This window comes from Psychrobacillus faecigallinarum (genome assembly GCF_014836595.1).
Lineage (GTDB): Bacteria > Bacillota > Bacilli > Bacillales_A > Planococcaceae > Psychrobacillus > Psychrobacillus faecigallinarum.
Map to the genome: position 1 here is coordinate 487,326 of NZ_JACSQO010000001.1, position 21,327 is coordinate 508,652.

Sequence of the window (21,327 nt, forward strand, 5' to 3'; positions counted from 1 at the left end):
AGAGATTAAAACGAACCAAAATAAAAGGATTGGAAATCCAATTGATTTCCAATCCTTTTGTCTATACTATGAAACCCTTGATTAGGTAACATGCATTTCTTTACTTATTTCATTTTTTTAAATAATATACTAGCATTATGACCGCCAAACCCTAAGGAATTGCTCAATGCGTAGTCAATATCTTCTTTTCTTGCAACGTTTGGTACATAATCCAAATCACACAAAGGATCTGGTGTTTCTAGATTAGTTGTAGGTGGCAAGATGCCTTCGTGAAGAGCCAGTACGCTGAAAATAGCTTCTACTCCTCCTGCAGCTCCTAACAAGTGACCTGTCATGGACTTTGTTGAACTCATTGCCAAGTTATATGCATGTTCACCAAAAACTGTTTTTACTGCCATTGTTTCAAACTGATCATTGTAAGGTGTGCTTGTTCCATGTGCATTAATATAATTAATTTGTTCAGGAGAAACTCCCGCGTCATCTAAAGCTTGCTTCATTGCTCTAGCTGCTCCTTCTCCTTCTGGGGCTGGAGCAGTTATATGATGCGCATCTCCAGTAGATCCATAACCAATAATTTCTGCATATATTTTTGCTCCACGAGCTACTGCATGTTCATACTCCTCGAGTATTATTATTCCTGCACCTTCGCCAATGACAAATCCATCTCTATTAGCATCAAATGGTTTAGATGCAGTTTGAGGGTCTGTATTTAAAGAAAGTGCAGTATTAGAACAGAAGCCAGCTACCGACATATGAGTAATAGGGGACTCTGCTCCCCCAGTAATCATGACATCCGCGTCGCCTCGCTCGATTACTTTAAAAGCATCACCGATAGAGTTAGTACCTGATGCACAGGCTGTTACTGTACATGAGTTAATAGCCTTCGCTCCAAAGTGAATAGATACCTGACCAGCAGCCATATCTGGAATCATCATTGGTACAAAGAACGGGCTAACTCGTCTAGTTCCTTTTTCTAAAAATACTCGGAACTGATTTTCGTATGTCTCCATTCCACCGATACCTGAACCAATCCATACTCCTGTTCGTAGACCGAGCTCCTCGGTAATAGTCAAATTCGCATCCTCCACTGCCATAATCGAAGCAGCTAAAGCGTAATGAGTAAAGCGATCCATTTTACGTGCATCTTTCTTTTCAATGTACTTTTCTATATCAAAGTCTTTTACTTCTGCAGCAACCTTTGCTGGAAACAATGATGCGTCAAGTCTTGTCAGCATTCCAACCCCTGATTTACCTGCTTTAATGCCAGCCCAAGTAGTTTCCACATCATTACCTAGCGGTGTAACAGCTCCAAGTCCTGTTACTACAACCCTGCGTTTTTTCATATATTTTCGTCCCCTCGAATTTTAGTTTATTTTCCCCATTTTAGAGCTATTGCTCCCCAAGTTAAACCGCCACCAAAACCTACCATCACGATAACATCATCATCTTTTACTTTTCCACTGTTAACTTCTTCTTTTAAAGCCAATGGTATAGAGGACGATGAAGTATTACCATATTTATGAATAGTTTTAGCCATTTTCTCTTTTGGTAATTCTAGTCTTTCTCTCGATGCTTCCATAATACGAATATTCGCTTGATGTGGGATTAACAAATCTATGTCTCCCTTTTGAAGGCCAGCCTTCTCTATAACATTAAGTGCAGACTCACCCATTTGTCGTACTGCGAATTTAAATACCTCTCTACCATTCATTGTAATGTAAGGTCCATCCTGCAATAAATATTTACCTCCACTACCATTCGCTCCAAGCTCAAATGATAAAATACCTCTGCCTTCAGATACCTCTCCAATTACTACAGCACCAGCTCCGTCTCCAAAAAGTACTGCAGTGTTGCGGTCTTCCCAGTTTGTAATTTTAGAAAGTTTCTCAACTCCTACTACTAAAATATGAGAATAAGTTTTGGACTCTATAAATTGCTTGGCTGTAACTATCCCATACATAAATCCTGCACATGCTGCAGATATATCCATTGCAGCAGCATTCGTTGCTCCTAATTGCTCCTGAATCATTGTAGCTACACTAGGAAAAGGACGATCTGGAGTAACTGTCGCTACCAAAATAAGCCCTATTTGTTCTGGAGAAATCCCTGCATCCTCTATTGCTTCTTGAGCAGCCTTTACAGCCATATGTGAACTTTCTTCTTCTGGAGCAGCTATTCTTCGCTCCTCTATACCAGTCATTGTTTTGATCCATTCATCTGAAGTATCCATTCTTTTTTCAAGATCTTGATTCGTTAAGACTTTCTCAGGTGCATAAGTTCCTAACCCTATAATTCCTGCATTCATGGAATTCCTCTTTTCTTATAATCTATTATTAGTACCTGGTATTAATAATAACGAATATATGAACATTTTTCAACATAGTTGTTCGATTGTAAGAATAATTCTTTTGTATAGAACCGCCATGTGTTATGATACTTATAGATAAATTCATTTTTGAGGTGAAAATTTTATGCATTATATTATGACAGTTATCTGGTCATTTATCTTGGTTACCATGTTAAATTATGTAGTAAGCTCTGTTAATGGCGTTGATTTTAACTTTTATCATGGTTTATATATGACTATTCCAGCAGCCATCATAATTATCCTAATTACTAAAGTTATTCCGGACGAGCCTGTAGCTGCTGAACACCATTAAAAAAAACTCCCTTTTGATAGGGAGTTTTTTTATTGGATATAGTATAGTGACTGTTTATTTAACTACTAGCTGACCATCTTCCACTACTGCCACAATGTTACTACCAGGAACCACATTTCCTCCAATTAGCATTTTCGCAACAGCAGTTTCAAGATGTCGTTGTATAAATCTTCTTAATGGTCTTGCACCATAAGCTGCATCCGTTCCTTCCTCAACTATCCATGCATAGACATTTTCCTCGACTTTCAAAGTAACTTCCTGTTCTAATAAACGATCCTGCAATTGTTTTACATACTTTTTTGCAATCATTTCAAAATGATGAGTCGTTAATGAATGGAACATAATAATATCGTCCATCCGATTTAACAGTTCTGGCTTGAAGTGTGCACGAAGTGCTGACATGACAAGTTCCTCGTCTGATTCTGAAACTTCTCCAGTTGTGTTAGATAAATATTGCGAGCCTATATTAGATGTCAGAATCACTACAGTATTTGTAAAGTTGACAATGCGACCTTGGCTATCCGTAATTCGACCGTCATCCATTAGCTGCAATAAAATATTCGCTACGTCCGGATGAGCCTTCTCAATTTCGTCCAACAATACAACAGAGTATGGGTTTCTTCGAACAGCCTCTGTTAGCTGACCGCCCTCCTCATATCCGATATATCCTGGAGGTGCCCCAACCAATCGGGAAACGCTATGCTTTTCCATGTATTCAGACATGTCTATTCGGATGAAATGCTCTTCAGAGTCAAACAGGTTAGCTGCCAAAGATTTAGCTAGCTCTGTTTTACCTACTCCTGTCGGTCCTAAAAATAGAAATGAGCCTATAGGTTTGTTAGGATCTTTTATGCCTGCTCGTGCTCGCCAAACAGCCTCTGTCACTAATTGAACTGCTTGCTCCTGGCCAACTACACGTTCTCCTAAAGTCTCTTTTAATCGAAGTAGTTTTTCTCTTTCTCCTTCAACAAGCTTAGTAACAGGTATCCCGGTCCACCTAGAAATAATATGTGCTATTTCATCGGCGGTCACCTCTTCACGTAGTAAGCGTGAATCATAATCGCTATTTATTTCATCCTCATAAACTTGCAACTCTTTTTCTAAAGGTGGTATTTTTCCATGACGTAGCTCCGCAGCTTTATTTAAGTCGTAATTGTTTTCAGCTTCCTCAAGTTCTCGGCGGTAACGGTCTAGCATTTCTCTCTTTTGTTGGACTACTTGAATTGATTCCTTTTCTGTTTCCCATTTTTGACGCATATCAGCTGAAGATTTCTCTAACTCCTCTAATTCATTACGAAGTTGTTCTAATCTTTTTTTGCTTGCTGCATCCTTTTCCTTCATCAAAGCTTGTTCTTCAATTTGGAGTTGCATCATTCTTCTCGTTACTTCGTCCAGCTCCTGAGGCATAGAATCTATTTCTGTTCGAATCATTGCACAAGCTTCATCTATTAAATCAATCGCTTTGTCTGGTAGAAAGCGCTCCGTAATATAGCGGTTTGAAAGCTGTGAAGCCGCCACGATTGCCCGGTCATGAATGCGAACACCATGATGCAATTCAAATCTTTCCTTTAATCCACGCAGAATGGAAACAGTATCCTCCACAGAAGGTTCTCTCACTAATACTTGCTGAAAACGACGCTCTAATGCTGGATCTTTTTCAATATACATACGATATTCATCTAAAGTAGTTGCTCCAATACAATGAAGCTCCCCTCGAGCAAGCATAGGCTTCAGCATATTCCCCGCGTCCATTGCTCCATCCGTTTTGCCCGCTCCAACAATAGTGTGAATTTCATCAATAAATAAAATAATTTTACCTTCACTTTCTTTAATCTGTTTTAAAACCGCTTGAAGGCGTTCCTCAAATTCACCACGATATTTTGCACCTGCAATTAATGAGCTCATATCCAATTCAAAAATCTCTTTATCCTTTAATCCTTCAGGAACGTCTTTTTTTACAATACGTTGGGCAAGTCCTTCGACTATAGCTGTTTTCCCCACTCCTGGCTCGCCGATGAGAACAGGATTATTTTTTGTTTTTCTTGATAAAATTCGTATTACATTTCTTATTTCCTGATCTCTACCGATCACTGGATCCATCTTTCCGTCCTTTACAGCGTTTACTAAATTACGACCGTACGTTTCTAAAGGACTTTTTTGATCTTGTTGGTTCATTTGCATATTAACAGCTCCGTTTCACAAAAGTTTGACCTTTATTGACTAATATAACTATATAGCTTATTAGCATATTTTGTAAAGAAATTAGCTTAATTTTTATGAAATTATGCTATTATTTAAAGGTATTAGTAAAGGCGGTGATGGGGTGGATAATAGTTTAGTATCCCCGAATATAGGCTTATTATTTAAACAATATGGCTCTATTATAAAATTGGAAAAAGATCGCTCCGTTTATGTTGAAGGTGAGCTAGCAGAAGAGATTTATCTTGTGATTAGCGGATCTATTGCTATAAATAAAGATACAGAAGGCGGCAAACTACTGACTCTGAGAATTGTAGGTCCAGACAACTGTATAGGTGAATCTGGTGTTTTTGCAGATAATGCGCATCATAGTTTTTCTGCCCATACATTAGAGACCACTCAGCTATTGATGCTTCCTAAGAATAAATTTGAAAGTTTTCTCGTGAGTTCTACAGAGCTAATGGTAGAATGGACAAAATATATACAACTCGTATACTTAAAAAATCAGACAAGATTTCGAGATTTAATGCTTCATGGAAAAAAAGGAGCACTATTTTCAACTTTAATACGTCTGGCTAATACTTATGGGGAAAAACTCCCTGATGATAGTATTAAAATAAATTTTCAGCTAACTAATCAGGAAATAGCTAATCTATGTGCTATGAGTAGAGAAGTAGTCAATCGTATGCTAAATGATTTGAAGAATGAGGGTATTGTTTCTTTTCAAAAAGGAGTTATTACCATTCACGATTTAGAATTATTAAAAAGAGAAAACCAATGCGAGAGCTGTCCTCTATGTGTTTGTCGAATAGATTAGTTTTATTTTTGATTTTCGCTCTAGGTGGATGCTTTCCGCGGGGGAAGCGATACTAAGCTCCGTTTGTGATGTGTCTTATCTGTCTCCCTTCTCCCGCTAATTCGCCACCTAATGCTTCAATAACAGTTTGTGTAATAATCTCTCAAATAAAATTTAATATCCAAGCAAATAAAAAACATTCCGCCCACATATGGACGGAATGTTTTTTATCTAATACCTAATGCAATTTTAGCGTAACGAGACATATTGTCTTTTGACCATGGCGGATTCCAAACAATGTTAACCTCGGTTTCTTTTACTTCTGGTAATTCTCCAAGCGCAGTTTTTACTTGATCAACAATCATCGGTCCCATTGGGCAACCAATAGAAGTTAGCGTCATCGTAACTGTAGCCTGTCCTTCATCTGTTAAATCTACATCATATACTAAGCCCAAATTGACAATATCAACGCCCAGTTCTGGGTCAATAACATTCTCAAGTGCAGACATCATACTATCTTTCATATCTTGATCCATACTGATAACCTCCTTACTTCTTTCATTCATCATAACAAAGAAGTAGCTTTTATGCCAAACAGTTTGCTAGCCATTCTGTTGCTCGTAGCATACCTTTTCTGGAAACAGCATGGCCAGAATTTTTTTCCTTCATAAATTCAATCTGAGACTCACCGTATTTTACAATCAAATCATCAATAAATTTCGAGGTTGGTGCAAAAGGTACTACTTCGTCCTTCGAACCGTGCCAGAAAAATAGCGGCTTGTTTGCTAACTTTTCTAGTTGGTTAGATGCATCAAATACAGACAGCGTTTCAAACATTTTTCTTTTTTCTTCTTCATTCAATGGAACTTTAAAGCCTCTTTTTTCAATTAATTCAATTTGAGCTTTTGCTAACTCTACATAGCCTGGAGTACCCATCATAATTGCTGCTGCATCGATCCAAGGATACGCAGTTAAACACCCAAGAGTAGTTATACCTCCCATAGAGGTTCCAGCCACCCCAATTTTTTGTCCATTATCATAACCTCGAGTACTTAGCTCCTGCTTTAGTTTACCAAGCTCTTCTATGGAAGTTAAAACTATTTCCCAAAATCTAAGGCTTATTTGTACTTGGTCTAACTTCATATCGCGATCTCCATGTAAATGAGCGTCGGGCATAATCACTCTACAGCCTTTACTAACTAACTGGTACGCATAATGAAGATTATGTTCTTTTCCACTTTCAAATCCATGTAGGAAAAAAACTACTGGTGCATTTTTATCAAAGTTATCATTAAATATATGTAAGACAGAAATTTCTCCCCAATTTTCTAAATTAGTAATCATTTAAGTCACCCCTCATTTGTATTATTACTATTTTAACAAAGCAAATCTTTTTTTACAAAATCGCAACATTCTACATTTTGACGTTGTCTTTGGAACAAGATAAACTTTATATAGAATAGAGGGGGAATTTTCTCATGGAACGTCACTTAATTGTATTAGATTTAGATGGTACTTTGTTAACAGACGAAAAAGTAATATCGGAAAACACTAAAACTACATTATTAAAAGCTAAGAGTGAAGGTCATGAAGTTATGATTGCAACAGGGAGACCTTTTCGATCTAGTGAAATGTACTATAGAGAGCTTGGCTTGACTACACCAATAGTTAATTTTAACGGTGCCTTTGTTCATCACCCAAATAATCGTTCATGGGATATGATACACAAACCGATAAGCCTAAACGTAGTAAAAGAAGTTGTAGAAGCTGTTCAGAACTATTCTATAAAAAATATGCTCGCTGAAGTTCTAGATGACGTATACTTACATTATCATGATGAACAAATGTTATCTGCCTTTGCACTAGGAAATCCACAAATAACAACTGGAGATTTACGTACCTTTCTTAAAGCTGATCCTACTAGTCTTCTCATACATGCTGACGAAAATTCTGTAGACCTGGTAAGGAAGCATTTACGGGATGTACATGCAGAGGTTATTGACCATCGTAGATGGGGTGCGCCATGGGATGTTATTGAAATTGTTAGGCATGGCTTAAATAAAGCTGTAGGCTTAGACCATGTTTCTAAATATTTGAATATCCCTAAGGATAGAATTATTGCATTTGGAGATGAAGACAACGATCTTGAAATGATTGAATATGCTGGAGTTGGTGTAGCTATGGGAAATGCGATTTCACCGCTTCAAAACATAGCCAATGAAATAACTTCCACAAATAATGAAGATGGTATTGCAGAATTCTTAAAAGAAAGATTAAAATTGAATTAACAAATTCACAATTTTTAGGAGGGTTAAAATGAAATTATTTGCTGACAGTGCTTGTGATTTGCCTAAGTCATTTTTTGAGTTAAGCCAAGTTGAACTAGCACCTCTTCGTGTTCATGTTGGTAATAAAGAATATGAAGATATTAATGATATAGAATCTACAGAGGTGTATGCGGCTATTCGTAGAGGTGAACAGCCTAAAACCTCTCAGGCTTCTCCAGAGCACTTCCTTCGAATTTTTGAAGAATTAGCTAAATCAGGCGATGAGGGTCTATACATAGCTTTCTCTTCTGAACTATCTGGCACATACTCTACGGCTGTCATGATGAAGGAACAACTATTAGAAACCTATCCCGATTTAAAACTAACGATAATCGACTCCAAATGTGCTTCACTTGGATATGGTCTTCTTGTGAAGGAAGCAGTTAAATTAAAAGAAGAAGGTCTTAATTTAGCATCTATAGAAGATAAAATTAGAAGAAATGCTAAGAATATGGAGCATTTGTTTACGGTAGATGACTTAGATTATTTGGCACGTGGTGGTCGAGTATCGAAAGCAAGTGCTTTTATTGGTGGGCTTTTAAATATTAAACCAATTCTTCATGTAGAAGATGGCAAACTTGTACCAATCGAGAAAATACGTGGTACAAAAAAAGTGATGAAACGTATTATTGAATTAATCGAGGAACGTGGCGGTAATCTTGCAGGTCAAGTAGTTGCCATTAGCCATGCCGAAGTTGAAGAAAGAGCTAATGAGCTCAAACAAATGATACAAGAACGTTTTCAAGCAGAAGATGTAGAGATTCATCTGATAGGGTCAACTATCGGAGCACATACTGGACCTGGAGCAATCTCTGTGTTCTTTTTAAATAAAGAAGCTTAAAAGTTTAAAAGACATTTCTATTAATAGATTTGTCTTTTTTATTTGTAAGGATATTTTACACCTCTTAGCACATAATAAGTTGGACTTAAGTCGACATTTGCTGAAATGGAGTGAAATAATGGGTATTTTATCTGGAAATCAAAAAGAACAGCCTTTACACTGTGGTGAAGTGTTTGCTCTTTGGACTAATCTAACAACAAACCAAGGTTTAATCGCAGCTCACCAAACTTTTTATAACCACACTGGAGATACTGAATTAAAGAAAATCATTGAAGACTCTGTTGAGGACATGAAAGAAGAAAATAAACAATTAGAAAAGATCTTGAAAGAAAATGGGATCGGACTTCCTCCTGCCCCACCTGAACGACCAGTAGCAAATTTAGAGGACATCCCTATAGGGGCTAGATTCAATGATCCTGAAATTGCTGCCGCTTTAGCTATTGATGGCGCTGCTGGTTTGGTAGCATGCAGTAAAGCAATGGGTATTTCCACAAGAGAAGACATCGGCATGATGTATGGTCAATTTCATATGAAAAAGGCGCAATTAGGTGCTAAATTATTGAGATTGAGCAAGGAAAAGGGCTGGTTAATCCTCCCTCCTCTTCATCCAGAGCCTAAATGATTTTAAAGGGACGTGACTATCATGTCCCTTTAATCTTTTCATCAGAATATTAAATGTTGAGTTGTAGGAATAAGTTCTATAGATGATGACAAATTATCCCTTATTCGAATTATCAGCTCTTACTTGAAACAAAAAATTCGAAGTCCTTCAAATTAATTAAATCCTTAATTAAAAAAACTATCTCTTAGCTTTAAGCCAAGAGATAGTCATTATTTTCATTTCGCTTTTTTACGATCGTCATCTCTTCTTCTTTGTTTTCCTTTTTTCCAAACTACTACTAGGAAAACAATGAATAATAGGTATGAGATTCCCATAGCAACAATATAGGCTGTGTTTAGACCTTTTCGTTCTGTTACTTGGAAGACTTCTACTATTTCACGGTCAATAACTAAACGGTAAGATCCATCATCTGAAGGCCTTACGATGTCTGATTCAAAAAGCCCCCTAAGCTCTTTATCTTCTCCAACAATATCGCTAGAAAGATCAATTCGCTGTGTGGCGCTTGTGTTATTGATTACAATAATAAAGGTTTCATCATCTGAAGAACGTTTATAAACAACATAACCATTTTCATTTTTTAATAGTTCTGTATCTCCAGAGCGTATGGTATCTGATTTTGCTCGAATAGAGTTAATATCTTTAATATATTCAATCAGTTCCTCATCTACTCGAAAGTTCATGATTTGATGACTTTCTTCTGGGATTTGTCCATTCATCGCAATCTCTGTACCATACGTCATATAAGGCACTCCCGGTAAAGTCAGCATTGTCCCAATCGCTGTACGAATACGAGTTGGTGGAAACATGTTTTCCAATGCACTATGATAAGTAAATCTTTCAGACGTTAAACTATCAATCATCAATAAATCATTGAAATCTGTAGCGCCAATTACCTCAGAAGGATAATCTGTATTTTTAAAAGCATCCCTAAAATCAATCATTCGCTGTTCTGAATAATTGACATCAAAGTCTGCCTCACTCTCTTCTAATGCAATAATGTACATTGGGTCACGCACTTCTTTTAATGCTTCTATTAATTCATTTAAAAAATCAGTAGGAGCCCCTTCAAGTTCTGATAGCTTAACACCATCAAATTTATATTTTGTAGCAAACTCAACAATACTTTCCTTTAAGGCTGCTTGTACTTCTTCATTTTTCAAGTCTAAAGTCAGTTTTCCATTGTCAGTCGAAGTTATCCAGTCTTGTTTATCTGCTTCTGAAGCCCAAGCATGGTTAGCACTGTAATTATTAAATGGGAATTCAATCATTAATTTCATTTCTTTATCGTGCGTAGTCTTAATAAGCTTTTCAAACTCTTCAGAAGTCCCAAATTGCTTTTCTACTTCATTAAAATTTAAAACTGCCTTTCCATCATAGGATTCAGTGGAAAAAACCGGACCAATAGAGATAATAGTAAATCCCATGTCTCTTATATGATCCATCTTATCTATAATTCCTATAAAATCTCCCCCAGCAAAAGCAAGGTGATCTTTAATATCTACGTTGTAGTCGTTAGCTACGGTACTGTTAAAGTATCGGTCAACATATAAGTCATAAATACTTTCGTTATGTATAGATGAACCTGTTTCTGCTTGAGCGCTATATGCTGTCGTTATCCATAGACTACTAATAAGTAGTATAGAAACAAGCCATTTTTTAAGTTTCAAGGTAATCCTCCTCTACATCGGGTTAACATATAAAATCATCTTGTCTATTTATACCCAAAAACAAGACTTATCACCGTTAATTTTAACAAAGCTACGTTTTAATCGCTATGTTTTATACTGAAATAGCTAAAAAATATAAAAGTATTCGTCCAAACTGTGTCTTAAAAAGAACTCCCATTTAGTGATTGTAAATTTAACACTAAGCACAATGTATTAACTCTGAAGGTTCATTACAAAATATTTGGTGGGTTGAGTGAGCAAGATAAGACATTACACTCGACCGGCTATCGTTCTCCCCCACAGAAAGCGTCCTTCTAAAGCAGAAATCAACTATACAATATTCTGTAGAACAAGATACTTTTTTTAAAAACAACCTATATTATTAATTTTCAAGCTCAATTTTCACAAATAAAAAAGGCTCTCAAGATGAGAGCCTTTTGTTTGTTACGCTAAGAAATTGATACCCATTGGTAGCTTAAATCCTAGGAATAACGTGATAAGGAAAAATACAAACACTAGAACAAGGAAGGTTGTATAAGGTTTTCCTTTTGTCTTTTTAACTAATGTCATTTCCATCATTCCGATTACTAGAAGGCCTGCTATAAACTTCAAGCCATAAAGCATACCTTCACCATAGTCCATCCCTTTCATGAATAGAGCAACTCCGGTAATGATGATTAGTAAATAGTCTAAACGCAAAATCATGTGAACTACCTTCGGGTTAGCCATTGCTAAAGCAACCAAAAATAATATTAGGGCTACTATCCAAGTTGTTATGTGTAAGTGTGTGCTTGCTAAGAAATCCATTGTTTCACCTCAACGTTAATTTTAATATATCTCTAATATACCACTTCTAAACTACCATTACTCAAATTTGTTTACAAGCGTTCCGATTCCTTCAATGGAAACTTTCACAATATCGCCAGATTTCAAAAATTTTGGAGGGTTAAATCCTTTTCCAACCCCTGCAGGAGTTCCTGTTAGAATGACATCCCCTGGCTCAAGTGTCACTACTTTAGAAATTTCACAGATAATATTCTCTACAGAATATATCATGTCTGATGTTACGCCGTTTTGACGGATTTCATCATTCACTTTAGTCACAATTGTTAAGTCCTGTGGATTTGGAATTTCATCCTTTGTAACCACGTAAGGGCCCATTGGACATGAACAATCTAAGCTTTTTCCAAGGAAAAATTGCTGATGTTTCTTTTGTAGGTCACGAGCTGTAATATCATTTGCAATAGTATATCCAAATACATAATCGTAAGCTAATTTAGTAGGAATGTTCTTCCCTTCCTTACCAATAATGATTGCTAGCTCTCCTTCATAATCTAATGAGGAAGTTAGCTCCGCATGAACTGGTAATGTTTGTTCGTCAGCAGCAATGGAAGTTGGAGCCTTAGTAAATACTACGAAATTCTCTGCTACTCCACCCATTTCCTTTGCATGGTCGGCATAGTTTTTACCAATAGCCATCACATTTTTAGGAGTACGAGGAATAGGTGATAACCATTCAATTTCCGTAAATGAGCGTTTAAAACGATTAGGATCCTCTTCTTTTAAAGCTGTCTCGACTAAAACTCGAATCTGTTCAATAAAATCCATCCCGAAACTGACACCTTGGACAATAGTAGCTGGAAAGTTCGGTAACACTTGTAGTTCTTCTTGAATGGAAAGAACATCCCATACTGCCTCTTCCTTTTTCACTTTTGGTCCAAAATAAATTTTATCGTTTACTCGGTATGACAATAGCTTCATCCATAAACACTCCTCTAAAGAAATTTGAATCTATTAGTATAGTCTATTACAAATAACCCTTATTTTCATCTTTTTCGAATTAAATTTTTGAATAAGTCAGTTTTCTCCACAATGCTTCCACAGGCCCTTGTTTAAATTTAAGGAACCAAATTTCTGCAAATATAACTTGAATTACATAAATACCTACTGCCATCCATGTACCTGTAGCCACATCTACTTGACCATATAATCCGAAGCCGTAGCTATAGAAAATAGTCGTTGCAATAATAGATTGCATTAGATAAATCGTCATCGACATTCTTCCTGCTTTTCCGATTGGCGAAAGTATTTTTCCAATAATAGGTATTGTACAGATTAAAGCAATAATCCCTCCGTATGCAATTGCCTGAAGTGGTCCGCCAAACGTATCCTGTACTGTCATTGTAAATAAGTCATCGCCTTTACTAAACGGAAGCCACTTAATAGCTGTACCTGCTGCCATTGTTATCAATATGGTGATAATCCAGAAAAGCTTTAGCTCTCTTGCTCGTTCTATTAACTTCAGCTTTGCTGCAGCCGCTCCCACCATCAAAAGTGGAAGAATTGTACATATAATTAGCACTATATTTAATCCGTACCCTTGCATATAAAGCCAGTCAGTAATTCTTTGGCTAGATACATCAAACCAAGAGCCTTGGGAAAATGCGACGATGGAATTCTCTACTTCTTGAATTCCTGTATAAAGAGTAGCTTCCTCTGGAGCCGCTTTTACTAAAAAGTATAAAAGCCCACTCAACAAGCCATTTGGTATTAAAAATAATAATGCGCTGATTAAAAACAACCAAATCGGCTTCAATTTCATCAGTACAATTAACAACAATCCTGCTAGGGCATAAGTTATTAATATATCGCCAGACCAAATAAGAAAAGCATGAATACATCCGATTCCTAGCAATATTAACAGCCTTCTAACTGCTAGTCGGTTAAAGGATGTTCCCTTTTCCTCCGATTTCATAAACTGCATCGCTAATCCATATCCAAATAGCATTGAAAACAAAGGATAAACACTGCCCTGCACAAAAATATCAATCCACTTATAGCTTTCTTGGTCGCCTGGGGTCTGATACCAGTCATATGGATTCACATAAATATAAGGACCATGAAAAAACAACATATTGACGACAAAAATACCTAATAAAGCAAAGCCTCTCATTACATCAATGGATATGATTCTTTCTTTCTCTTGCGTTGGTATAATCACCAAATTTCCCCCTAAAGTGTTACAGTTTTATTTATGTCAAATAGATATAGAACTCTCTCTTTTATCTCTACTTGCATGATGTCTTGAATAGCCCTTGCATACAAGGAAAGCTGTAGCTCGTATCTATTTTTCAATTCCTGAACTAAATGATCTTCATTTTTTTGCAGATGTTTTACTCTATCTGTCTTATAATCTAGCAGCACCCATTGACCATCTTCTTCTTGAAACAAGCAATCTACAACCCCTTGAATAATTTGCTTGTCACCATCTGGATCAACTAAAGCATATGTGAAAGGAAATTCTCTCATTACTTGTTTAGCTGCTCTCAATCGATCCGCTATTTCTGAATGGAAGAATGGAACCATCTTGTTTGGGTCTATTGCCGCTTGCTCCGCAGTAGTTAATATCTCTCTCTCTTTTAAACGCTCAGCAAAAGCTAAAACTTGCTCAGACGTTTTCTTTTCATCTAAATCTACGTTTTGCATGAATGCATGGACAGCGGTACCAGCCTCGGCACCAGTCAGCTTCTCTTCCTGTTGCAAGAAGAATGGTCTTTTTGCTGTCTTGTCACTTAAAGTGTTTGTAGTTGGACCAAAAAACTCTTCATCCTCACGCTCTAACAAAAGTTGAAGTTTTTTCATGTCACTTACTGATTGCTTTGAACGCTTGTGGGTAGAAACCTCAAATGGGTAAATTGTGTCAAATATATTTTTGATATCCTCTAACATCGCTGGCTCTTCCGTTTTAATGAGTTCGGAAAGCGTTACTTGCTCCTTTTCTTCCTCTACATGCTGGACTTTTAGGTCTTCTATAGGCTTAGCGAGAATGTTCCATTTAGAAGGCCCCTCCAATAAATTGGCCTCGTTTACTTCAGATACTTGTTTATAGTCTGGATGACGAGCAAGAGCTGGACCAATCCAGTCTAAATAACCTTTTGCTTTAGCTCGTACATAGTCAGGGATCATTTCATCACTCAGCAGTGTTTGAGAATCCTCCCATTTTTCCAATGTTTTTGCCAGGTCCTTGATCGTAGCAACTAAATATAAATGTTCCTTGGCACGGGTCATCGCCACATATAGAACTCGCATTTCCTCTGCCTTTAGCTCCATCTGTTTTTTTTCCTTAATCGCAAGAAATGGTAACGAGGTAAAAGAAATACGCTTTATAGGATCAATCGCCTTTACTGCTAACCCAAAGTTTTGATCAAATAAATACGACTCATTGAAATCCATTTGGTTAAACGGTCTGCCCATGCCTGCTAAAAAGACTACAGGAAACTCGAGACCCTTCGACGAATGAATTGTCATTAATCGAACAACATTTTCTTTCTCACTGATAGCACGAGCCGCTCCCAGGTCATCCCCACGTTTTCTCATACGATCAATAAAGCGAAGGAAACGGAAGAGACCACGGAACGATGTCTTTTCATAAGTTACTGCTCTGTCATGTAAAACACGCAAATTTGCCTGTCGTTGCTTACCGTTTGGCATAGATCCTACAATTTCGTAATAATGTGTATCTAAATATATTTGCCAGATTAAATCTGCTAGAGATCCTCTTCTACTTAGATCCCGCCAATCCTCAAATTGCAGAAGAAATCTTTGCAACTTCTCTGCAGTTTCTACTGTCAGTCCTGCACCCCCACTTGAGACAAATACTTTTAATGCCTCATAGAACGGCTCCTTAGGCGCTGCTAGTCTAATTAAAGCTAATTCAGATTCTGTTAAGCCTACGAATGAAGCACGAAGAACAGAAGCTAATGAGATATCCTGATAAGGATTGTCAATTGTTCGCAGCGTATGTAGCATGATTAGTACTTCTACTGCCTCAAAGTAACCCTTAGAAAGCTCCGCGTACAATGGAATACCTGCTTCCTTAAATTGCTCGTTGACTTCTTGAGACCAAGTCATGGAGCGCATTAAAATAACGATGTCGCTATACTGTAACGGCCGTTCTTTTTTCTTCCACGGATCATATACAGTATGACCGCTGCCAATCATTTCTTTTATCTTAGAAATAATATAACGAGCCTCTGCCTGAGATTTTTTTAACTCCTCCTCAGCGTCAACTGTTTTAAAATCATCCTCATCTTCCTCTGATTCTGCGTTGCCATCTTCTACCTCATATAGCAAGGCGAGTTCAATGGCCGCATCTCTATCATCATAAGGAGCCTGTGGCTTCAAGGAAGCGGCATCGTCGTAGTCAATTTCTCCAACACTTTCTCCCATTACTTGCTGAAAAATATAGTTTGTTCCGTGCAATACCTCTTGACGGCTACGGAAGTTGGCATTTAAATCTATCTTAACTCCTGAGTCATAGGGCTCTTCTTTAAACTTTCGATATTTCCCTAAGAAAAGCATCGGCTCGGCAAGTCTAAATCGATAGATGGATTGCTTTACATCTCCTACCATAAACATGTTTCCCGTGAGTTCTTCTCCACTCTTAACTAGCTGTAGAATTGTCTCTTGGAGTCTGTTTGTATCCTGATATTCATCGACCAGTACTTCCTTAAAGCGAGCTTGGTAATCCTCCGCTATAGCAGAAGGTATTAAATTACCTTCCTCATCACGCTCCGTTAATATTTCCAGAGCATAATGCTCCAAGTCAGAAAAATCCACTAAACCTTTTTCATTTTTTGCAGCAGTATATCTTTCCCCATAAGAGATTGCCAAATCTACTAAGGTTTTTAAATGAGGTGCCATTAGACGCATTTCTTCTAATAAGCGTTCAGGTGTACGGGTAAAATATTTATCCTTAAGATCATTTACGATCTTTTTCACTTTATTTCGTTTATTCGCTGCCTGCTTTTTGAGCACCTCATCGCAGGAATCTTTTCGAATAGATGCTGCTTTTCCCCATTTTAACCCTTGAAAATAGTAATACACTTCTTGCCAAGTACCCATTTTTAACAAGCGGACTGCTTCCTGTATAAGGGTTTGATCGTTAATAGCAGTATCGGCAAGTGGGGCTGGACCGTTCGGAAGATTAGCAAGTCTTTTAATTTCCTCTGATACGGCAATTGCTTCCTCCAACTGATAAGTCAAAGCAAGCTTCAATGGTTCAATAAACGGAAGCTCTTCAATAGACATCTGCTCATCTAATTCGTATTCCATCGGAATCGCTAATAGCCATTTATTTGGCTCCGGATGAACACGAGCATAGCTGTAGAGTTTATCTATCATAACTTCAATCGATTGGTCATCACGGTCTGAAGTAAAGCTATCGGATAACAAATACATGGCTTCCGGATTATCTGTTTGATATGCTTCTTCTAGAATTTCGGCTAATACATCATCTCGCATTAGTGCTGCCTCTGTATCGTCCGCTATTCGAAAGCCAGGATCAATCGTGAGCATATATGAATATTGCCTTACGATATTTAAGCAAAACGAATGCAGGGTGGAAATTTGCGCCTTGTTTAACAAAGTCAGCTGCTTTCTCAAATGAGTAGAATCTGGATCTAAGACGATTGCCTTTTCTAGTGCCTCTCTCATTCGATGACGCATTTCTGCTGCGGAAGCGTTTGTGAATGTTACTACTAGTAACTCATCCACATTAATCGGATTTTCTTTTGCAATTACTTTCTGGATAAGTCGATCGATGAGTACAGCTGTTTTACCAGAGCCTGCGGCAGCTGCTACTAATACATCTGAACCAGTAGCCCAGATTGCCTTCCACTGTGCCGGTGTCCATGTTAAATCGGCCGGCATATTAGGAATCTTCATTTGTACTCATCTCCTTTTGAATCTTTTCCGTTATAACGTCTGGTTTTTCTACTTTAATCACTCGAACCTTTTGCTCCGGATCCTGAGGGTCAAATTGACATACACTTTTGTATGAGCAGTATTGGCATGGCATCTTGTCCTTCATGACATATGGATAAACTCGAGTGTCTCCCGCATTCATACCGTTACCGGCCTGTTCATGTTTTTTACGGACAAAGGATTGTAAAAGTTTCATTTGTTCTGGTTCAACTACTTTAGAGGAGGATTTAGAAAGATTCCCATCCTTGTTCATGCGAACCGGTATCACTTTTGAAAATCCATCTATTTGCTCGTCCATTTCCATAACTACCTCCGGATCATCCAAAAGCAAGCCATTCATCTTATATGACTTATAAATAGCGTCCTGTAGCTCTGTGTCTTCAAGTTCCTTCTGGCTTTGAATAAATGGATTATGCATATGCACGTATAACACACCTGCTGGTTCAGCTTCCTCTTGCAACCAAATTTTTGCATTTTCTACTGCTACATCTAAATAGGTTAAAAGCTGAAGTGATATACCATGATATACTTCATTCAAATCAATGCCTTTCTTAGATGACTTGTAATCTATAATTCGCATGAACATATTGCCATTCACGTTTGCAGCGTCGACCCTGTCAATTCTTCCTCGTAACTGCATTTTACGGCGATTTTTTAATGGAATTTCCATAGGTGGTAATATCTCACCTGGACCAAATCCAGCTTCAATGGCAATGGGCACGAAGCCAGATACTTGTGAATGTCTGCTTAATGCCACTAAGGTATTGCCTACTATCTGCTCTAATTTTCGTTGAATGTAACGATATCTATTTGTACTTAACAAGAGCTGATGTACAAATACCGGAACTATATGGTCTACAGCCTTCTTTGCAAGCTGCATGCACTCTGCTTTAGTTAGCTGGCCCCACGTTAAATTTAAGCGTGATGTCTCGTCAGATATCCACTTCATAGCAGCATGGAATAAGTCGCCCATAGCTGGTGCCTCCAAGCGATACTCTGCTCGCTCCTCCAACTTTAGTCCGTAGCCTGCGAAATGAGCGAAAGGACAGCTATAATACTTTTCAACACGCGAAACGCTTGAATTGATAGTTTCACCGTATAACGCAGCAGTTATATCCTGAGACAATAGCTCGGTTTTGTTTCCACGAAGCATCGGTCTAATAATTCGCTTTAAGAGTGTGGACCAGTATGGGTCCTCCATATAATACTGATACACTGCCTGCCATGCATCCGCCAACTCACCGGTTTGTAAAGCCTGACGGAGCTGCATCGACAAATACGCCAGAGTTGTTCTAGGATGACTAATTAATGTGATATCAAAGCTCGGATCTTTAATATCAGAAGGATCGATTACAGCTAATTCCAATGGAACACCATCTACTAACTGTTGAAGCTTGCTAATATACATAGAAGGCAGCTGAGCCTTTCCTTCACTATCAGCAATAGCATAAGATACATACAAATAATGAGAAGGAGTCGCAAAAGCTTTATACGTCAAATAATTTTCATCGAGCAATCTTATCCGAGAGGTCGGCGCTAGCTCAAAGCCTACTTTAGAAAACCACTCCCGCTCAGTATCGGAAAGCAACCCCTCATGATCTATTCTTTTTGGGAACACACCATCGTTTACACCAACTACAAATACAGCTTTTATATTTGTCAGGCGTGCAGTATCTACGTTTCCTACGATTACCTGATCTATTGTAGGAGGAATTCGAGAAAAGGTCAGCTGGTCATAGCCTTCATCGAGGATTTTCATCGTTTCCTCTAGTGACATTTCTTTCTCCCCAAACATTAAAACAAACTGGTCAAGCACATCGACCCAATCGTTCCATGCCTGGTCATGCTCTGTAGCCAACAGTAGCTGTCCGCTCTCCTCCTCCGCTTTTTTGAGACTCTGCAATTTTTCATAAACCTGCAAGGATTCCATAAAGGTATAGAGTGCAGTGGCTATTTCTTTTCCTGTACTGCATTCGCCTAAGGAATCAGCCAGCTTCTTAATAGGTTGAATGAGAACATCTCTTACTGCATGGATCTCCGCTTGTATACTCAGTTCTTCATCAGTCTGGACTTTCGAATAAAACTCCAATCCACGATACTTTTTATAAGTCCATCTTCGTTCATCAAACCAACGATCGCCGTATATACCAAATGACAAAACAAAATTTTCTAAGCGATCCGCACGTTCCCTCCACATCGTTTTAGGCGCATCTAGCGGAAAAAAGAGATCAGTCTTAATAGCCCGGAACATGGGTTCATATTTCCAATCCGTTCGAATAATCTCTAAAACTGTTCTACTAAGCTCGATGAGAGGATGATGTAGCATGGATTTCTTTTTACTTATGAAAAATGGAATTTCATATTGCGGAAAAGTTGTCTCAATTAGTCCCTCATAGTTTTCTGCATCACGATGCAATATAGCAATCTCGTTATATCTAACGCTTTTAAACTGAGCTAAGTCTCTGATATGTCTAGCTACCGCATGAATTTCTGCACGTTTATTCATCGCCTCTGTAAGCCTTAAAGCTCCTTTAGAGACAATTTCTGTTGGTGGCAATTGATCAAAGTTTGCTTCGATATGAGCTAGCTCCGCAGCAACAAACCTTCTTTGCTCGCTAAAATGAACTGTGTTCTCAACTTCTACATCCACCGACTGAGCCATCTCTATTAATCTACCTGCTGTATTGGCAGGCTGAAAGAACAAGGATTGCTCATCATAAGCATCAGACAGGCTCTCTAGTGGAAAAGCGATAGAAATTCTTCTTGCTTTCTTCATCAACGCTTGAATTATTTCAAGCTCTCTTGGTGTAAAAGAGGTAAAACCATCAATATAAATTTCAGCAGTTTCTAGTAAATACGAGTCTTCTATCTTATTGGCAAGCAGAGTTAAATATCCCTCTCCATCTACATAGCTCGTTCCTAGCTTCTGCTCTATTAAATCTAACATCATCATGATGTCAGATGATTTGTCTAACAATGTTTGAGGCGCATCTACAGCCCTTAAGTCAGTAACTGCATTGCTCATCGAAGAATAATCTAAGCAATACCGACTAAACTCCTTTAGTAAAACCTCTATTTGATCTGTGAATCCTCGTTTAGTAGAGGCACGCTTAAATAAAGTGAATTCCTCTTTATTTTCCTCTAGCAAGCTACGGATGAGCATTCGATAACCGAAACCGCTAATCTCTTCTTTTGCGATTCCCCCTGTTTCCTGAAGGACACGCCAGGCAAGACGTTTAAAGGTGGTCACTTGAGCACGGATGATTCCGCTTAACCCTGAGTCTGCAGCCAAGTCATATTCACTGGAAAAAGACATTTGGTCAGGAACTATATAAAAAATAGGGTCTCCAATCGGAGCCGCTTTTACTGTTTGGACGATTTCTTCCTGCATAAATTTTGTTTTACCAGAGCCCGATCGACCACTAATAATTCGTAATGACAAGCTAAACT

The 21,327-nt window shown here is 37.9% G+C and carries 16 protein-coding genes; 5 read left to right on the forward strand and 11 right to left on the reverse strand.

Going from position 1 to position 21,327, the window contains the following annotated elements:
* Positions 1-104: 104 nt before the first annotated feature.
* A complete protein-coding gene (gene fabF / locus H9650_RS02480; RefSeq protein WP_144537704.1) occupies positions 105-1,343 on the reverse strand; it encodes a beta-ketoacyl-ACP synthase II in 1,239 nt (412 codons plus the stop codon).
* Between the two features lie 26 nt (positions 1,344-1,369).
* Positions 1,370-2,305, reverse strand: coding sequence for a beta-ketoacyl-ACP synthase III (locus H9650_RS02485; protein ID WP_151110798.1), 936 nt, complete (start codon positions 2,303-2,305; stop codon positions 1,370-1,372).
* A gap of 166 nt (positions 2,306-2,471) precedes the next feature.
* Between H9650_RS02485 and H9650_RS02490 the strand changes: the two genes are divergently transcribed.
* The gene (locus H9650_RS02490; protein ID WP_144537701.1) at positions 2,472-2,660 is read left to right on the forward strand and encodes a DUF2929 family protein; all 189 of its coding nucleotides are present in this window, start codon (positions 2,472-2,474) and stop codon (positions 2,658-2,660) included.
* Positions 2,661-2,714: 54 nt separating this feature from the next.
* Here the strand turns inward: H9650_RS02490 and H9650_RS02495 are convergent, their stop codons facing one another.
* On the reverse strand, positions 2,715-4,841 hold the full coding sequence (locus H9650_RS02495) for an ATP-dependent Clp protease ATP-binding subunit (RefSeq protein ID WP_151110800.1): 2,127 nt from the start codon (positions 4,839-4,841) through the stop codon (positions 2,715-2,717).
* Positions 4,842-4,983: 142 nt separating this feature from the next.
* Between H9650_RS02495 and H9650_RS02500 the strand changes: the two genes are divergently transcribed.
* A complete protein-coding gene (locus H9650_RS02500; RefSeq protein WP_318245377.1) occupies positions 4,984-5,676 on the forward strand; it encodes a Crp/Fnr family transcriptional regulator in 693 nt (230 codons plus the stop codon).
* Positions 5,677-5,882: 206 nt separating this feature from the next.
* On the opposite strand, the gene H9650_RS02505 is transcribed toward H9650_RS02500, so the two are convergent.
* Together H9650_RS02505 and H9650_RS02510 are read right to left on the reverse strand one after the other, a co-directional pair.
* Positions 5,883-6,191 carry a metal-sulfur cluster assembly factor gene (locus H9650_RS02505; RefSeq protein ID WP_144537696.1) on the reverse strand — a complete coding sequence of 103 codons (309 nt, stop codon included), beginning with the start codon at positions 6,189-6,191 and terminating at the stop codon, positions 5,883-5,885.
* A 49-nt stretch (positions 6,192-6,240) separates the two neighbouring features.
* Positions 6,241-6,999: a prolyl oligopeptidase family serine peptidase gene (locus H9650_RS02510; protein WP_191696467.1), complete on the reverse strand. Its 759-nt coding sequence runs from the start codon at positions 6,997-6,999 to the stop codon at positions 6,241-6,243.
* Positions 7,000-7,133: 134 nt separating this feature from the next.
* On the opposite strand from H9650_RS02510, the gene H9650_RS02515 reads away from it, so the two are divergent.
* The 3 genes from H9650_RS02515 (at position 7,134) to H9650_RS02525 (ending at position 9,445) form a co-directional block, all read left to right on the forward strand.
* Positions 7,134-7,943, forward strand: coding sequence for a Cof-type HAD-IIB family hydrolase (locus tag H9650_RS02515; RefSeq protein WP_191696468.1), 810 nt, complete (start codon positions 7,134-7,136; stop codon positions 7,941-7,943).
* Positions 7,944-7,971: 28 nt separating this feature from the next.
* Positions 7,972-8,823 carry a DegV family protein gene (locus tag H9650_RS02520; RefSeq protein WP_191696469.1) on the forward strand — a complete coding sequence of 284 codons (852 nt, stop codon included), beginning with the start codon at positions 7,972-7,974 and terminating at the stop codon, positions 8,821-8,823.
* Between the two features lie 118 nt (positions 8,824-8,941).
* Positions 8,942-9,445: a DUF3231 family protein gene (locus H9650_RS02525; RefSeq protein ID WP_151110810.1), complete on the forward strand. Its 504-nt coding sequence runs from the start codon at positions 8,942-8,944 to the stop codon at positions 9,443-9,445.
* Between the two features lie 215 nt (positions 9,446-9,660).
* Here H9650_RS02525 and H9650_RS02530 read toward each other — a convergent pair whose 3' ends face one another.
* The 6 genes from H9650_RS02530 to addB all read right to left on the reverse strand — a co-directional run bounded on the left by H9650_RS02530 (position 9,661) and on the right by addB (position 21,319).
* Positions 9,661-11,112, reverse strand: coding sequence for an alpha-amylase family glycosyl hydrolase (locus H9650_RS02530; RefSeq protein ID WP_191696470.1), 1,452 nt, complete (start codon positions 11,110-11,112; stop codon positions 9,661-9,663).
* 444 nt (positions 11,113-11,556) lie between these two features.
* The gene (locus H9650_RS02535; protein ID WP_191696471.1) at positions 11,557-11,919 is read right to left on the reverse strand and encodes a YisL family protein; all 363 of its coding nucleotides are present in this window, start codon (positions 11,917-11,919) and stop codon (positions 11,557-11,559) included.
* 57 nt (positions 11,920-11,976) lie between these two features.
* Positions 11,977-12,873 carry a fumarylacetoacetate hydrolase family protein gene (locus H9650_RS02540; protein WP_151110816.1) on the reverse strand — a complete coding sequence of 299 codons (897 nt, stop codon included), beginning with the start codon at positions 12,871-12,873 and terminating at the stop codon, positions 11,977-11,979.
* Between the two features lie 79 nt (positions 12,874-12,952).
* Positions 12,953-14,113 carry a DUF418 domain-containing protein gene (locus tag H9650_RS02545; protein ID WP_318245378.1) on the reverse strand — a complete coding sequence of 387 codons (1,161 nt, stop codon included), beginning with the start codon at positions 14,111-14,113 and terminating at the stop codon, positions 12,953-12,955.
* An 11-nt stretch (positions 14,114-14,124) separates the two neighbouring features.
* A complete protein-coding gene (gene addA, locus H9650_RS02550; RefSeq protein WP_191696473.1) occupies positions 14,125-17,838 on the reverse strand; it encodes a helicase-exonuclease AddAB subunit AddA in 3,714 nt (1,237 codons plus the stop codon).
* The gene (addB, locus tag H9650_RS02555; protein WP_191696474.1) at positions 17,825-21,319 is read right to left on the reverse strand and encodes a helicase-exonuclease AddAB subunit AddB; all 3,495 of its coding nucleotides are present in this window, start codon (positions 21,317-21,319) and stop codon (positions 17,825-17,827) included. Before addB ends, addA begins: the two co-directional genes overlap by 14 nt.
* Between the last annotated feature and the right edge of the window lie 8 nt (positions 21,320-21,327).

Excerpts from the sequence above, each read along its gene's own strand:
- H9650_RS02485 (WP_151110798.1), bottom strand. The coding sequence starts at position 2,305 with ATGAATGCAGGAATTATAGGGTTAGGAACTTATGCACCTGAGAAAGTC.
- H9650_RS02515 (WP_191696468.1), top strand. The coding sequence starts at position 7,134 with ATGGAACGTCACTTAATTGTATTAGATTTAGATGGTACTTTGTTAACA.
- H9650_RS02535 (WP_191696471.1), bottom strand. The coding sequence starts at position 11,919 with ATGGATTTCTTAGCAAGCACACACTTACACATAACAACTTGGATAGTA.
- H9650_RS02495 (WP_151110800.1), bottom strand. The coding sequence starts at position 4,841 with ATGCAAATGAACCAACAAGATCAAAAAAGTCCTTTAGAAACGTACGGT.
- fabF (WP_144537704.1), bottom strand. The coding sequence starts at position 1,343 with ATGAAAAAACGCAGGGTTGTAGTAACAGGACTTGGAGCTGTTACACCG.
- H9650_RS02510 (WP_191696467.1), bottom strand. The coding sequence starts at position 6,999 with ATGATTACTAATTTAGAAAATTGGGGAGAAATTTCTGTCTTACATATA.
- addA (WP_191696473.1), bottom strand. The coding sequence starts at position 17,838 with ATGAAGATTCCTAATATGCCGGCCGATTTAACATGGACACCGGCACAG.
- H9650_RS02490 (WP_144537701.1), top strand. The coding sequence starts at position 2,472 with ATGCATTATATTATGACAGTTATCTGGTCATTTATCTTGGTTACCATG.
- H9650_RS02525 (WP_151110810.1), top strand. The coding sequence starts at position 8,942 with ATGGGTATTTTATCTGGAAATCAAAAAGAACAGCCTTTACACTGTGGT.
- H9650_RS02540 (WP_151110816.1), bottom strand. The coding sequence starts at position 12,873 with ATGAAGCTATTGTCATACCGAGTAAACGATAAAATTTATTTTGGACCA.
- H9650_RS02505 (WP_144537696.1), bottom strand. The coding sequence starts at position 6,191 with ATGGATCAAGATATGAAAGATAGTATGATGTCTGCACTTGAGAATGTT.
- H9650_RS02520 (WP_191696469.1), top strand. The coding sequence starts at position 7,972 with ATGAAATTATTTGCTGACAGTGCTTGTGATTTGCCTAAGTCATTTTTT.